Genomic DNA, 12,538 nt, shown 5'->3' with positions numbered 1-12,538 from the left:
TGTTCTGCCACGACCTGTGAAACAGGCGCGCACGGCAACCACACTCACCTTCGAAGGATTCGCCTTGCCCACCACAGCCATACCCTTCACCGACCTCGCGCGGTCCCGGCGCTCCGTGCGGAAGTTCCTGCCCGCTCCGGTGCCCCCTGCGGACATCCGCGGCGTACTGGAAGACGCGCAGACCGCCCCGTCGAACTGCAACACCCAGCCGTGGACGGTGCACGTCGTCTCCGGCGCCGCCCGGGACGCCCTGAGCAAGGAACTGCTCCAGGCCGACGAGGAGGGGCGCTTCTCCTACGACTTCACCTTCGACTACGCCGACTTCGGCGAGGGCACCTACCTGGACCGGGCGCACGACCATGCCGCGACCCTCTACCAGGCCATGGGCATACCCCGCTCGGACCGGGCGGCCAGGAAGGCCGCGGCCCGGGAGAACCTGAACTTCTACGGCGCACCTCACGTCGCCTTTCTCTTCATGCCGGCCTTCGGTGACGGGGTACGGGCGGCCGGGGACATCGGCATGTACGCCCAGAACTTCCTGCTCTCGCTGACAGCCCGTGGTCTCGACGGCATCCCGCAGACCATGCTCGGGTTCTACGCCGACACCGTCCGCGAGGCCCTGGGCGTCTCCCAGGACCTCAAGCTGCTGTTCGGCATCTCCTTCGGCACCGCCGACCAGGCCGCACCGGCCAACAGCTTCCGTATGGGACGGGTCCCGCTGGAGCAGAGCGTCGTCCTGCACGAAACCCCCGGAGTCCTCGACGAGCAATAACCGCTCTCTGCCGACGGCGCGCAGCATGCCCTGGCTCAGAGCCCGTCCTACGGCTTGACGACCGTCATCGGGAAGTTCCTGAACTGCTGATCTCTCAGCTCTGGCCAACGGTTGCTGCGAATCGGGCTGCGGATTGACGCTCGGGCTTGGGGACCGATCGGGCCTGGGGGCCGGCGGACGTGGGGGACGGGGGTTGTCGCCGGCAGGGGAGAGCCGATGCCCCGTGCCGCAGGGGGTGGGGCTCGTGCCCGCAAGCGCCAAGGTGCCAGGGAGGGTGCGTTTCGGTGCCCTTGCGGGGCAGTGCAGGCTCGTGCGGAGGTTTCGAAACCCCTGCGGACACGGGCCGGGTGAGTCGGTCCGGTTCGGTGGGCTGCTCCCGCGGCGGCGGAGGTCCTCAGCCAGCGGCCGAGTCAGCCGATGTCGGTGTGGGCGGCGATGACGAGCCAGGTCCACCGGTCAGCGGCCAGCAGATCCTTCACCATACGTCGGCCTTGGCAGGCGGTCGCCTCGATGACGTCGTCCTCCGGGACCCATCCGACCCGGTAACGGGACCCACCCGACCCGGTACCAACGGGCCCCTCCGACCCGGTATCAACGGGACCCGTCCGACCCGGTATCAAGCTGCCCTGCTCGGAGGGAGAACTTCGTGTGGGGTTGCATCCCGAGCTGGGACGGCAGGAGCCGGCCGGTCCTGCCGTCCCAGGTCAGGGGGCTACTTGTTGCCCTTGTGGGAGGGGTGGTGGTGGGCGGTGTGACGGCCGTCGCCGTTGTAGCGGGGCTGGCGCAGGTGGTCCGGCGTGAGCGGGTTCATCGCCGTCACATCGCGCGGAGTGATCTGGAAGCTCTGCCAGTGCACCGGCATGGGCGCCTGGTCCTCGTCCCGCGGGATGTGGTGGTATCCCACCTGCACCCAGACGACGGGCCGCGTCAGTTTCTCGCCGTCGACGAACTGCCCGACGTGCTCGAGGCGGCTGAGTTCGGGCGACACCCTGTTGTCGCTGGCGTACCGTTCGCCCGCCTTGTATTCCGTGAAGTAGATGTCCTTGTCGGTGAAGGGCCGCCCGGAGTACCGGGTGGGGTTGTGGTGGACGATCTCCCAGGAGCGCGGGTGCCCGTCGGCGTTCTTGTGCTTGCTGACGATGCGCCACCAGCGCTGGGCGTTCGCGTCCGTGAGGCCGCCCATCTCCTGCTGGACGGATGTCCGGGTGGTCTCGTGCAGGGGGGTCCTGGGCTCTTTCTTGGAGTATCCGGTCTGCCGGGTCTCGTACTGCTCGACCCGGGAGGTCGGTGTGCTGTCGGGGTCGAAGACCAGCCGCCAGAAGGCGTTGTGGTAGTGACTGGTGGCGTAGGCCTTGCTGCCCTCGCCGAGCGGCCAGCCGGTGCCGTCCGCGGCGTTGAAGTCGCGCGGGGAGAGATTCCCGCCGGATCCCAGCTTCGGTGTGATCGTGCCGTCGTCGGAGAAGTTCCACTGGTTGATGTAGTGGTAGTGCCCGGCCTCGTTGACCGTGTACACGACCAGGTCCTGGCCCTGCTGGGCCTCATTCCCCCTGTGGACGCTGCGGGGCAGGTCGTCATTGTCACCGTGGAAGGCGAAACCACGCTCCTGGGTGGTGACGCACAGACCGCTGACGGTCTCTCCCACCGTGGCGAGATTGCTCCGGATCTGCCTGAGGGCACCGCCGGGACAGTCCTTGGGACGGAGCGGATTGACGTGGGCCCCCAGCTCGTCGGCGGTGAGGTCAGAGTACTCGGCCGTGCCGTTGTCATAGGGGACGTGGATCTGCGCCAGAGCGGCGCGGTGCAGGATTTTGATCGGTTCCGCCTGCCCCTTGGGCTGGAAGGAGATGTCTTCCAGTACGAGCCCTTCCAGGCGCGTGTCGTGCCAGCACATCCGCCAGGTACCGCCGCCCCTGAGCGTGTGTTCGATGGCGTTGTCGGCGCTGCAGGCTCGGGCAGCGGTGTGCTGCGCGTCCGCACCTGTCCGCGTGGCGCCCGCCGCCACGGCAGCGGCGGGCAGTGCGGACGGCAGCAGCAGCGCCAGCGTCGCGGCCTTGGTGAGGGGTCGGAGCACTTTCTTCATCAGGGAAGCCCTCCGCTCTTGGCTACTCGAAGTCGGTGCACGGAGCGGTCACTGAGGTTGATCACGTAGCGGCTGGTGTCGATCCGCGGGCCGTCGGGCACACGGGTGAACACCTGGACGCAGCGCTCGGTGCCGCACTCGAGGAGCGGAGCCGGCCGGGTGCCCGGTGGCTGGTAGGTCCAGCCCAGGACCAGCAACTGCTCGACACGGGTGAGTTCGCCGCCGGTGGCCCTGGCGAAGTCCTGCCGCAGGCCGTCGCCGAGCGGGTCGCCGAGCAGCAGCGCCGCCGCCTCCTGCGCCTCCTCCCGGGTGGCGGGAGGCTGAACACCACGTACCGTCTTGGAGCTCTCGACCTTCTGCGACAGGAGGTCGACCGTCTTGTGGATCAGGGTGTCGTCCCTGTAGTCGTAGAAGCGGACCACTACCTTCCGCTCCCAGGCGCCGCCGACCGACGGCGGGCTCTCGGCCAGGTCGGTGCCGAGGTACTGCGGCCTGCCCCGCTCCTTTTTGACGTTTTCGCTGGCCGTGCGCAGGTCCGTGTCCGCTGCGAACGCCAGTTGCTGCGCCCGTTCGATCTCCGCGGACGTCAGAGGATCACGCCACGGGCCGGGCCCCGTCCTGCCGTCCGCAGTGGGCGCGGGCGACAGAGCCGTCGGGGTCGGCGCGCCGCCGGCCGGCGGCCGGCCGTCGGCGCCGGTGGCCGCCAGCGGAACGGTCCCGGTGATCATGACGGTGGCGGCGGACGCGGTCAGTACCGTGCCGCCCGCCAGGCTCCACAGGGCCGCTCGGCGCCTCGCCGCCGGCGACACCACCCGTCGCTTTCCGGCCCCTGCCCTGCGTGCGTCCCTCATGCCCTTCCCTCCCTGCCACGTCCTCGCAGTGGAACCCGCGCACGGCCAACGTAGGAGTCCGCCCGCCACGGCGCGCCGCCCGAACCGGCCTCTCCTCAGGGAGAACCTCACGCGCGGAATGGCCCACTCACCGTCTGGCCTCGGGAGGTCCCGTCGAACGGCACAGGCACCCACGACGCAGGGAGACGGCGGGCGGCTCGCGTGGCTACCGCGTCCTCGGCACCGGAGGCGGTTCCGGTCCGGAAGAACCGACCGGCTCGCGGCGACGTTCGGCGCACCGCGAGCGGGGGCACCGGCGGCGCCTCCACAGCCGCGGCGATGTTCTTTGCCGTCATACGGAACCCCGCGGGGTACGCCTCGCGCCGGGTACGGCGGTGGGGCTCGGCCGAGCGCCACGTGCAGAGGCACAGGGCGCGCTGAAACACCTGCCGGATGCCGGGCACGGGTGAGTCCACGACCGTGGTGATCGTGGCGGGTTCGCAGCGGACAACATCGCGGGCAACACCGTTTCGCAGTGGGGCTGGCACCTCGAAGAGCCGCATGCTTCTCTCCTGGCTTCCGCCTGGCTTCGGCCTAACTCAGGCCTAACTCAGGCCTAACTTCGGGCTGGCTTCCCAGAGCTGGAGCTGCACCCCATCGCGTCCCGACTCGCGACGTCAGGTCTCAAACTCGGAGCCGGCAGATAGGCGTCGAGCTCACCACTGACCCGACGGGGGTGGCAGGGCCAGCGCGAAGACGTGTCCGGGACAGGGGTCTGACCAGGCAGGATGACCCTCGGATGTCCGGGACAGCTCGTTGCCCTAGAAGGTCGTTGCCGACCGGCCGCATTCTCGATGCCGTCAGCCGGAACCGCCCGGCTGACCTCGTGCGGCCGATGGCTACGTCGCCTCTCACGAGAGGTGGGACTGCACGGTCGCCTCTCACGAGAGGTGGGACTGCACGGGTGTTGCCTACGAAAGGGAAGCAATGATGAGATCAATCCGTGGCACCGGTGGGCTCGCCGTGAAGGCGGCGTCAACCGCGCTGCTGGCCCTGATCGGCACGGCCACGCTGCCGGCCACCCAAGCATCTGCGGCCGTGGTGCCCGATCGGGTCATGACGTGGAACTCCAACGGGCAGAAATTGGGCACACCGGAATCCCTCGCCCAGCAGGTCAGGATCTTCCAGCCGCAGGTGGTCGCCCTGCAGGAGTCCTGCGCCACCGAGGTACGCAAGGCCGTGAAGCTGCTCAACCAGCAGGGCTTCGATTACAAGTTCAAGATCGGCCCGGGTACCAACAACATCGGCTGCGATGGCTGGAGCGTCAACGGCCAAGCGATCATCTACGCCAAGGGAACCCCGATACAGGGCTACCGCGAGGTCCCCTTCGCCGACGACGAAGGCCCGTGGGAGTCCCGCGCCTACACCACGTTCACGACTCGGCTCGCCGGTCAGCGCGTCCAGGTCATCAACACCCATCTCTCCGCCGGCGGCCACCGGGAGGAGAGACGGAGCCAGATCAAGGAGCTGCTGGGCGCCGCGAAGCAGCACAGCCGAACACTGATCCTCGGGGATTTCAACGCCCAGCCCGGGTACGGAGAGATGCCGCCGATCTGGGACGCCAAGTTCACCGACGTCGACCCGTTCTGCAAGAAGGAAACGGGCCGGCCCAAGGACGACCGGTGCAACGGGACGCACGTGAAGACGGGCAAGAAGTTCGACTACATCCTTCACCGGGGCGTCAACTCCAAGAAGTGCACCTTGCGCTCTGTAACCGAGGACCACAGGGTCGTGGTCAGTGACATCACCATGGCCGCAGGCCCTCGAGTCCCGTGCTCCGTCATCTGACAAGCGGTCACCCGGCTGCGGTCAAGGACAACAGAAGTACGCACGGCTACTGAACATGAACGGCGCGCCCCGCGCGCACCATGCCGCCCCTGCCTCACCGGGGCCCGGTACCCATCCGGTGCCGGGCACCGGCCCGGCCCCCGGCCCGGCACCGGCGCTGATCCCTTGGACCGACCGGTGGTATTTCACTTGTTGAGCCGGCAGTAGTTGATGAAGCTGGTGGTGGCGCTGAAGACGAAGGTTCACCGCCGCAGGCGCTCATCGCTGGCATCCGCAGCTGCCAGGTCCCGGGGTACACTGCTCCGCTCCCCCCTGACTGGAGGTCACCTGAGTGTTTTCCGCACGGGTACTTGCCGGTGCTCTGTTGGCTCTGGTGCTTCTCGCCCTATCCGGCTGCTCTTCCCACTGGGGCTGCACCGACACGACGGCGGAGCGCGGTGAGGCCGGTGTCAGGGTGCAGGTCGAGGACACGTCCGGGCGGCCTCTCGGCGTCACCGCCGAGGTCGTTGACTGGCGCCTCGAGCCCCACCCGCAGGTGCCCTCCAAAGGTGACCAGGTCCACTTCCACTACCGCTTCGGCGGCGCCGACGAGATATCCGAGCCTGCAGTGGACGCCTGCGCGGTCGATAAGGAGCGCGTGGCGTTGCTGTGTCAGACGGTCTATGCGTCCGATGCGTTCGGGCCGGACGGTGACCTCACAGGCGACGGCTGGCTCGCCGTCGAGCACCCTGAGCAGGTTGCCGGAGTGCTGTTGATCCCCAATGACCAGTCCTACGACAGACGAACCTGCGAGCAGGACAGCAAGGACGGTGGCGGGCCGCATCCTCCGGAACCAGCCGGTGTGGGGGACCAACTGTAAGCCGTCCGGAGGTCCACGGCGGAGACGCCGACGGACAACGGCAGGCCGTGGCGGTCGACGATGAGGTGGATCTTCGGTCCCTTCTTGCCGCGGTCGGTCGGATTCGGTCCCGTCCATTGCCCCCCTTCGAAGAACCCGCACACTGGTGGAGTCGATCGCTCAGCGGGACCAGTCCAGAGCACCTCGGGAACCTAGGACCTGTCCGACGGGTCGGGTACGAGGTGCGATGTCAGTGGGCTGAGTTAGGTTCGCTGGTCATGGACTTGGAATCTCTGTTGCAGCACCTGAGTGACGAACTCGACGCGTTCCGCGCATGCCTCAACGGTGACCTGACTGTACCCGTCGAACACTGCGGCCAGTGGACGCTCCATGATCTGGCTGAGCACCTGGGCAGCTCGAATCTATGGGCGGCAGCCGCGGTTACCGACCATCATGGCAAGTACCAGGCCGCTCCGGCCCCGCGTGACCCTGGAGGGCTGGTGCGGTGGTTTGAGGAGAGTTCAACGACTTTGCTCAAGGCGCTCGACACCGACCCGAGGGCGAGCGCCTGGACTTTCCATCCGCCGCACACGGTGGGCTTCTGGCAGCGTCGCCGTGCACTGGAGGCGCTCATTCACCGCTGGGATGCCGAGAACGCACTGGGCATCACTCGATCACTCGACCCGATCCTGGCCGGCGAAGGCGTGGCCGAGGTCTTCGACACGATGGCACCACGGCAGATAGCACGGGGACGAGCACAGCACCCGCAACACGCCCTGCGTCTGCACGCGACGGACACCGGGACGTCCTGGGTGTACGGACCTGGCAATGCCGTGGCCGCGCTCTCCGCGACAGCGGAAGACCTCGTGCTGCTCCTGTGGGGGCGGATGCGCAGCTCGGACGCCGCCTTTCGCTGGACCGGCGATCAGGAGGCCGGGCTGCGCATCCTGGCCGGCACGTTGACACCCTGACGCCGTGACCGGTTCAGGAGTGTAGCCACAGGCGGATTGCCGCGACGGTGACCGTGCCATGGAACACGTAGGCCCGCTTGTCGAAACGAGTGGCCACGGCACGGCATGCCTTCAGGGCATTGATCGTTCGCTCAACCTCGTTCCTGCGGCGATACGCCCCACGGTCGAATCCTGTTGGTCGGCCACCGGCGCTACCACGGTGAAGACGGTTGTCCTTCTGATTGGCTGGTTCGGGGATGGTGTGCTTGATCCGTCGTCGGCGCAGGTAGCGACGGTTGCGCCGTGAGCTGTAGGCGCGGTCCCCACAGACGTGACCGGGCCGTGTGCGCGGATGGCCACCGCTGGGGGTCGTGGGACCCGAATGCGTCTCAGGACTTCAACCATCTGCGGAGCATCACCCCACTGTCCAGGTGTGATCACGAACGCCGGCGGCCGCCGTCCGCCTTCGCACGCCAGGTAGATCTTGCAGGTGAAACCGCCCCGGGAACGCCCCAGTCCTTCATCGGGCCGGTGATCGACAGGCTGCCGTCGGCGACGAGGGAGGAACGGGAGGGGCCCGTTTGCGGGCCCCTGCCGCATCTTGATGAGCGCGACAAGAAGTCGAGTCCACACTCACGACGCTCCAGTCGATGCGGCTCTCCGTGTCGGCATCGGCCTGCAGTGCTTGAAAGATTCGTGCCCATGTGCCGTCGGCCGACCATCGCCGATGCCGATCATGAACGGTCTTCCAGCTCCCGAAACGAGGTGGAAAACCCCGTTAGGGGCCCCGGTCCTCTGGCGGAAGAGGATCCCGTTGATCACTGTCCTGTGACAGCATCAACGTCCGCCTCGACCACCGTCCTTCGGCAGATGAGGCTGCAACCGAGCCCATTCAGCATGGCCGGCGAGAGCCTGGACGGCCTGCCCGGCCTGGACGGCCTGTGCGTCGACGACGGTCCACGCGCCACCTTCGACAGGTCCCGCCGGCGGACGCCCGCGCGACCGGGCCGTTCGGATGGGCGGTCGCCACCGACTGACCTGGTGGCGGCCGCCCGCTCAGAACTACTGCGGGGGCTGCGGCTGCTGCCCGTACCATTGCGGCTGACCGTAGGGCTGCTGCGGCGGAGGCTGCTGCCCGTACGGCTGGGGCTGGTACGGAGCCTGCGGCTGCTGAGGGGCTTGCGGCTGCTGGTATGGGGGCTGCGGCTGCTGAGGGGCCTGCGCCTGCTGGTGGTACGACGGCTGGGCGTAGGGCTGCTGCTGCGGCGGGACCTGGCCGAGGCCGGGCTGGTACCCACCGGCCGGGGGTCCCTGGGCCGCGAGGGAGCTGCCCGCCGGGACGTAGTGCACTCGGCCCGTCAGGTCGGGGACCTGCACATAACCGGCCTGCTGCAACTGGGCCTCGTACGCGCTGTGCCGCTTACGGGAGTAGAAGACCATGCCCACGGCGAGACACATCGCCAGGACCCAGAACGGAATCCAGAACACTGCCGCGTCGGCGCCGTCCCGCATCAGCCGGAGCAGCACGACCACCGTGATCGGGATGACGGCGAGGACCCGACGCTTCTCGTTGTGCCGGCCCGTGAGATCGAAGTTGATCTGGGCTTTGAGGAGTTCGGGGGCCTGCGCGGGCAGCGGCGGCACCGGGCCACCGTTGGCGGCCTGCGGGAACTGCGCCCAGGTCTGCTGGGCGCGCTGCTGTGCCTGCGGCTGCAGGTCAGGCACCATAAGGAGCTGGGTGCCACGGCTCACATACCGGGCGTCCGCGTATTGGTAGCCGAACTGCTCCCCGAGGTGCGCCAAGCGCGTCAACTTGCTCGCGGTCGCCCACATGCTGGTGACCTCGACCGGCGCTCCCTGAGCCATCAGGCTCACCATGGTGCGGACCTGGCCAGTGCTCACGATTCCCCTTTCCCGGCGGGCAGACCTTGCACGTTCCGCCGTCGGGCCACCCTTTCACACCAACGGACCAGCGCCGACCTGGGCTAAGGCGCCAACTGAGTCCCGAACATGACCGTTTGGTTCGGGCTGTGTGGGTATCAACTCCTGCTGCCCGAGCCCTGTCACGCTGGGGTCGCGGTGCGCCAGTGGCGTGTCGGCCGAGAGCTAGTCGATCATCAGCGGTGGAGCACAGGGCGGTGTGCCGGGCGCGGAACGCACCGCGTCCCGGGCGCAGTCCAACTACCCAGAGGGTTCTCATGTCGCGCAGGACCGCCCTTCGCCGTACCCCTACCGTCGCGGCGGCTTCGCTGATCACCGCTGCGGCGTTCTCGCTCACTGCCTGCGGAGGAGGTGAACCGGCCTGTCCGGGCAGGAGACTAAGGTGTTGCGTGATCGCAACGCACACCACGTCACGTCCGCTTCCAGAAGCTGACCATCGAGCAGGGGCCGTTAACAGAGGTGCTCCACCCACCGCATGTCCGGTGATGGTCTCGTTCACGCTCAAGGCGGTGGGTATTGCCGCGGTCCGTCCCAGCTCATCGGGATGCTGCACACGGTGCAGCATCCCGATGAGCTCTCCGCTCAGTTCCGCGGGTTCTCGACTCTATTGTCAGACGGCTTTGTCAGACGGCTCCATTGCCAGACGGCGGCGTTGTGAGTTGCTGTTCTTCCGCCTGTCTCGGACGGTGACGGACACCTTCAGTCTCAGGGCGTGTCATTTCCTTGACGACCATGACCGTCACCGGTGGAGTTGATCCAGCGAGTGCGATTCGCGCTAGGCCGGGTCTGAGATGTGTTCGACGATGACGAGCGTGCCTCGGCTGTCGGGGAGCACGGCATGCTCTACGCTCGCGTCGACGATGTACATTTCCCCCGCGTGTACTTCGACCTCGGTGCCGTCGGCCGTCAGCCGCAGTGTGCCGTCCACCACCAGCAGGGCTTCCGCTGTGTCATGGGATTCCGGTGGCAGGGGACGTCCGTCCATCCGCAGCACCTTCACCCCCGTGCTCCCGACCTGCCCGAGCAGAAGCGAGCGCCAGGCATCCGGCAGTTCCGCGGCCGTGCTCCGTATGTCGACAACATTCATGGTATGCCTCCTGGCGGGCCGCCTCGGCGAAGGGCTGAATCAGCCGCCGGAGGCGTCCGCGATCGTGATCAAGGGATGCAGTGACGTTACGACACGGTGGCGCACTGCTGGTCGACCGTCAGGTAAAACCTCTCCGCCGGGATCCCGCCCCGCTTGCGCGGCCGGACGGAAGGGGATGGGGGAGCCGCCGGGTGCGGCCATGGATTCACCTTGGTATGGCTTGCGGGAACCTGACGGGCTGGCGACCAGTGGAAGCGTCTGTTGCCGCTGTTGCCGCTGTTGCCGCTGTTGCCGCCGATGCCGAAGATGGGGCGACCGCTGGGGGACCGGTGTGCAATCCGGGCCTACCTGCGCCGCCGACAGATCCCGCATACGATCCCTGAGTAGCGCGACCGGGCCGGCTACCGAATCCGCCGGGGCTCCGCGAGGGCAGCCCGTCCGGCTTCGTTCACGACCGTTACAAGAGCAGGCACAAGTACAAGAGCAGGCACAAATACAAGAGCAGTCACAAGATCGAGTGCCGGGATGGCGTCCTAGGCATGAAGGGCCTTCTTCAGGAGGTCTCCGAACTCGGCGGGGTGTGTGGTCAGGCCGGTGTGTCCGCCGGGAAGATGCTGGAGTTCGGTGCCGAGGCGCTCGGCCAGGAACGCGGCCGAACGGTAGGGAAGTTCACCGCGTGAGTCCTGGCCGCAGGCGAGGACGAGCCGGTCCGAAAGGGCTTCCAGACGTTGGATGTCCGGGGTGTAGGCCATGAAGCTGGGGACGATGCGTCCGACGAAGTACGGCAGGTTGGCCATCGTCTGCTCGGCCCGTCCCGCTGCATGCGGCGGAAGCTTGGTCTCGGCCTTCGGTTCGGTGGTGTCGCCGTCCTTCTTCAGCCCCGCGGCGAACACGGCCATCGCCGGCATGAGTCCCTGGGTGCGGAACGTCTCCTGCACGCGTGCGATGAGCATGCGGTGTTCGGGGGCGTCCGGCAGAACTTCCACCACCGGCGGTTCGTGCACCACGACACGTTCGACGCGTTCGGGATGGGTGCTGAGCAGATGCAGAGCGGCGATCGCCCCTGAGCTGGCACCGAACACCCTGGCAGGCTCTTTGGGTGACAGCAGTTCCAGCACGCGGAAAGCGTCGTCGGCGTGCTCGGCCACCCGCTGCTCGGCCTCGGGGTCGTCCAGTGTGCTGCGGGACATGCCACGCGGATCGTAGGTCGCGACGGCGTACTCGGCGGCCAGGGCGTCGGCGACGCCGTCGAAGGTAGCCGCACCACCCGCCCCTCCGGGTATCAACAGCAGGAGTGGGCCGTGGCCGCGCACTTCGTAGTGCAGGGTCGCGCCATGTACGCGCAGGCTGCCGGTGGTGGGCTCGGTCATGTGGTGTCTCCTTCTCGGGAGGAGGGCCAGTGCTCCAGGAGCGCGTGCAGAGCGTCGATGGCTCGGACCCAGGACTGCTGCGGCGAACGCTCGTGCGCGAAGCCGCCCGCCGCCTCCAGGGCGATGAACCCGTGCAAGGTGCTGCGTAGCAACCTGACCGCGTCGGTCAGATCGGGCTCGGCCAGTCCGTAACCGCGCAGCACGCCGTAGGTCAGCTCGACCGCGCGACGTGGTCCGGGAGCTTGTGCGACCAGCTCCGGGTCGATCTCGATCGGGATCTGCGTCGCCATGTAGCGGCCCGGGTGCTGATGGGCGTACTCCCGCCAGGTGTCCGCGAACCCGACCAGCGCGTCCTTGCCTGATCGCCCGGCGGTCGCCTCCGCGATGCGGAGGGTCTTCTCGTCCGCCGCCAGAAGTGCGATCCGACCGCGCAGGTCTGCCAAGTTGCGGACGTGCGTGTAGAGGCTCGCGTCCTTCACGCCTAGCCGTCGCGCCACCTGCGACATGGTCACCTGGTCGAGTCCGACCTCGTCCGCCAGTTCAGCGCCCATGGCCGTCACTCGTTCCGCTGTCAGACCGACCCGTGCCATTCATCCTCCTGACTTCCTAGGGGGTCTAGTTTTAACCTAGGGGTCCTAGGAAAGCAATCAAAAGCTCAACTCAATGGCAGGTCCATGGCTGCTGATGAGTGCTGGAAGTCTCAACCCCGGGTCGCAGCCGCCCTGATCTGTCACCAGCCCAGACATTCGACAAAAATTGAGACCCGGCAACGGTGGTGAGCGGCGGCTCCACAGGGGCGGAACGCCGATGTGCTGTCCGTCG

At 67.7% G+C, this 12,538-nt stretch carries 11 protein-coding genes and 2 pseudogenes; 4 read left to right on the top strand and 9 right to left on the bottom strand.

Annotated elements, in window-relative coordinates:
* Positions 1-64: 64 nt before the first annotated feature.
* Positions 65-772, top strand: a complete 708-nt coding sequence (locus tag AAC944_RS00475; RefSeq protein ID WP_030622757.1) for a nitroreductase — start codon at positions 65-67, stop codon at positions 770-772.
* Between the two features lie 712 nt (positions 773-1,484).
* Here AAC944_RS00475 and AAC944_RS00470 read toward each other — a convergent pair.
* The 3 genes from AAC944_RS00470 to AAC944_RS00460 form a co-directional block, all read right to left on the bottom strand.
* Complete coding sequence (locus AAC944_RS00470) at positions 1,485-2,852, bottom strand: copper amine oxidase (protein ID WP_051872320.1); 1,368 nt, start codon at positions 2,850-2,852, stop codon at positions 1,485-1,487.
* Entirely contained in the window at positions 2,852-3,703 is an 852-nt protein-coding gene (locus AAC944_RS00465; RefSeq protein ID WP_030622754.1) for a hypothetical protein, read from the bottom strand. Before AAC944_RS00465 ends, AAC944_RS00470 begins: the two co-directional genes overlap by 1 nt.
* A gap of 107 nt (positions 3,704-3,810) precedes the next feature.
* Positions 3,811-4,245 carry a non-oxidative hydroxyarylic acid decarboxylases subunit D gene (locus AAC944_RS00460; protein ID WP_368396732.1) on the bottom strand — a complete coding sequence of 145 codons (435 nt, stop codon included), beginning with the start codon at positions 4,243-4,245 and terminating at the stop codon, positions 3,811-3,813.
* A gap of 427 nt (positions 4,246-4,672) precedes the next feature.
* On the opposite strand from AAC944_RS00460, the gene AAC944_RS00455 reads away from it, so the two are divergent.
* Together AAC944_RS00455 and AAC944_RS00450 are read left to right on the top strand one after the other, a co-directional pair.
* The gene (locus AAC944_RS00455) at positions 4,673-5,530 is read left to right on the top strand and encodes an endonuclease/exonuclease/phosphatase family protein (protein WP_196943303.1); all 858 of its coding nucleotides are present in this window, start codon (positions 4,673-4,675) and stop codon (positions 5,528-5,530) included.
* Between the two features lie 331 nt (positions 5,531-5,861).
* Entirely contained in the window at positions 5,862-6,389 is a 528-nt protein-coding gene (locus AAC944_RS00450; RefSeq protein WP_196943302.1) for a hypothetical protein, read from the top strand.
* 11 nt (positions 6,390-6,400) lie between these two features.
* Here the strand turns inward: AAC944_RS00450 and AAC944_RS00445 are convergent.
* Positions 6,401-6,584: pseudogene (locus tag AAC944_RS00445) on the bottom strand (IS5/IS1182 family transposase); the annotation flags it as partial.
* A gap of 62 nt (positions 6,585-6,646) precedes the next feature.
* Between AAC944_RS00445 and AAC944_RS00440 the strand changes: the two are divergent.
* Positions 6,647-7,339 carry a maleylpyruvate isomerase family mycothiol-dependent enzyme gene (locus tag AAC944_RS00440; RefSeq protein WP_030622748.1) on the top strand — a complete coding sequence of 231 codons (693 nt, stop codon included), beginning with the start codon at positions 6,647-6,649 and terminating at the stop codon, positions 7,337-7,339.
* Positions 7,340-7,352: 13 nt separating this feature from the next.
* Here the strand turns inward: AAC944_RS00440 and AAC944_RS00435 are convergent.
* The 5 genes and pseudogenes from AAC944_RS00435 to AAC944_RS00415 all read right to left on the bottom strand — a co-directional run bounded on the left by AAC944_RS00435 (position 7,353) and on the right by AAC944_RS00415 (position 12,306).
* Positions 7,353-8,200, bottom strand: a pseudogene (locus AAC944_RS00435) (IS5 family transposase).
* 180 nt (positions 8,201-8,380) lie between these two features.
* Positions 8,381-9,220 carry a hypothetical protein gene (locus AAC944_RS00430; RefSeq protein WP_030622747.1) on the bottom strand — a complete coding sequence of 280 codons (840 nt, stop codon included), beginning with the start codon at positions 9,218-9,220 and terminating at the stop codon, positions 8,381-8,383.
* Between the two features lie 814 nt (positions 9,221-10,034).
* Entirely contained in the window at positions 10,035-10,346 is a 312-nt protein-coding gene (locus AAC944_RS00425) for a cupin domain-containing protein (protein ID WP_030622745.1), read from the bottom strand.
* 533 nt (positions 10,347-10,879) lie between these two features.
* A complete protein-coding gene (locus AAC944_RS00420; RefSeq protein ID WP_030622743.1) occupies positions 10,880-11,716 on the bottom strand; it encodes an alpha/beta fold hydrolase in 837 nt (278 codons plus the stop codon).
* Positions 11,713-12,306: a TetR/AcrR family transcriptional regulator gene (locus AAC944_RS00415; protein ID WP_030622740.1), complete on the bottom strand. Its 594-nt coding sequence runs from the start codon at positions 12,304-12,306 to the stop codon at positions 11,713-11,715. Before AAC944_RS00415 ends, AAC944_RS00420 begins: the two co-directional genes overlap by 4 nt.
* Positions 12,307-12,538 lie beyond the last annotated feature (232 nt).

This window comes from Streptomyces sclerotialus (assembly GCF_040907265.1).
GTDB lineage: Bacteria > Actinomycetota > Actinomycetes > Streptomycetales > Streptomycetaceae > Streptomyces > Streptomyces sclerotialus.
Note: the sequence above shows the minus strand (reverse complement) of the source record. Positions and strands in the feature narration are given on the sequence as shown.

Coding starts and splice junctions, on each gene's coding strand:
- AAC944_RS00465 (WP_030622754.1), bottom strand. CDS start 3,703: ATGAGGGACGCACGCAGGGCAGGGGCCGGAAAGCGACGGGTGGTGTCG.
- AAC944_RS00455 (WP_196943303.1), top strand. CDS start 4,673: ATGAGATCAATCCGTGGCACCGGTGGGCTCGCCGTGAAGGCGGCGTCA.
- AAC944_RS00460 (WP_368396732.1), bottom strand. CDS start 4,245: ATGCGGCTCTTCGAGGTGCCAGCCCCACTGCGAAACGGTGTTGCCCGC.
- AAC944_RS00420 (WP_030622743.1), bottom strand. CDS start 11,716: ATGACCGAGCCCACCACCGGCAGCCTGCGCGTACATGGCGCGACCCTG.
- AAC944_RS00440 (WP_030622748.1), top strand. CDS start 6,647: ATGGACTTGGAATCTCTGTTGCAGCACCTGAGTGACGAACTCGACGCG.
- AAC944_RS00425 (WP_030622745.1), bottom strand. CDS start 10,346: ATGAATGTTGTCGACATACGGAGCACGGCCGCGGAACTGCCGGATGCC.
- AAC944_RS00470 (WP_051872320.1), bottom strand. CDS start 2,852: ATGAAGAAAGTGCTCCGACCCCTCACCAAGGCCGCGACGCTGGCGCTG.
- AAC944_RS00415 (WP_030622740.1), bottom strand. CDS start 12,306: ATGGCACGGGTCGGTCTGACAGCGGAACGAGTGACGGCCATGGGCGCT.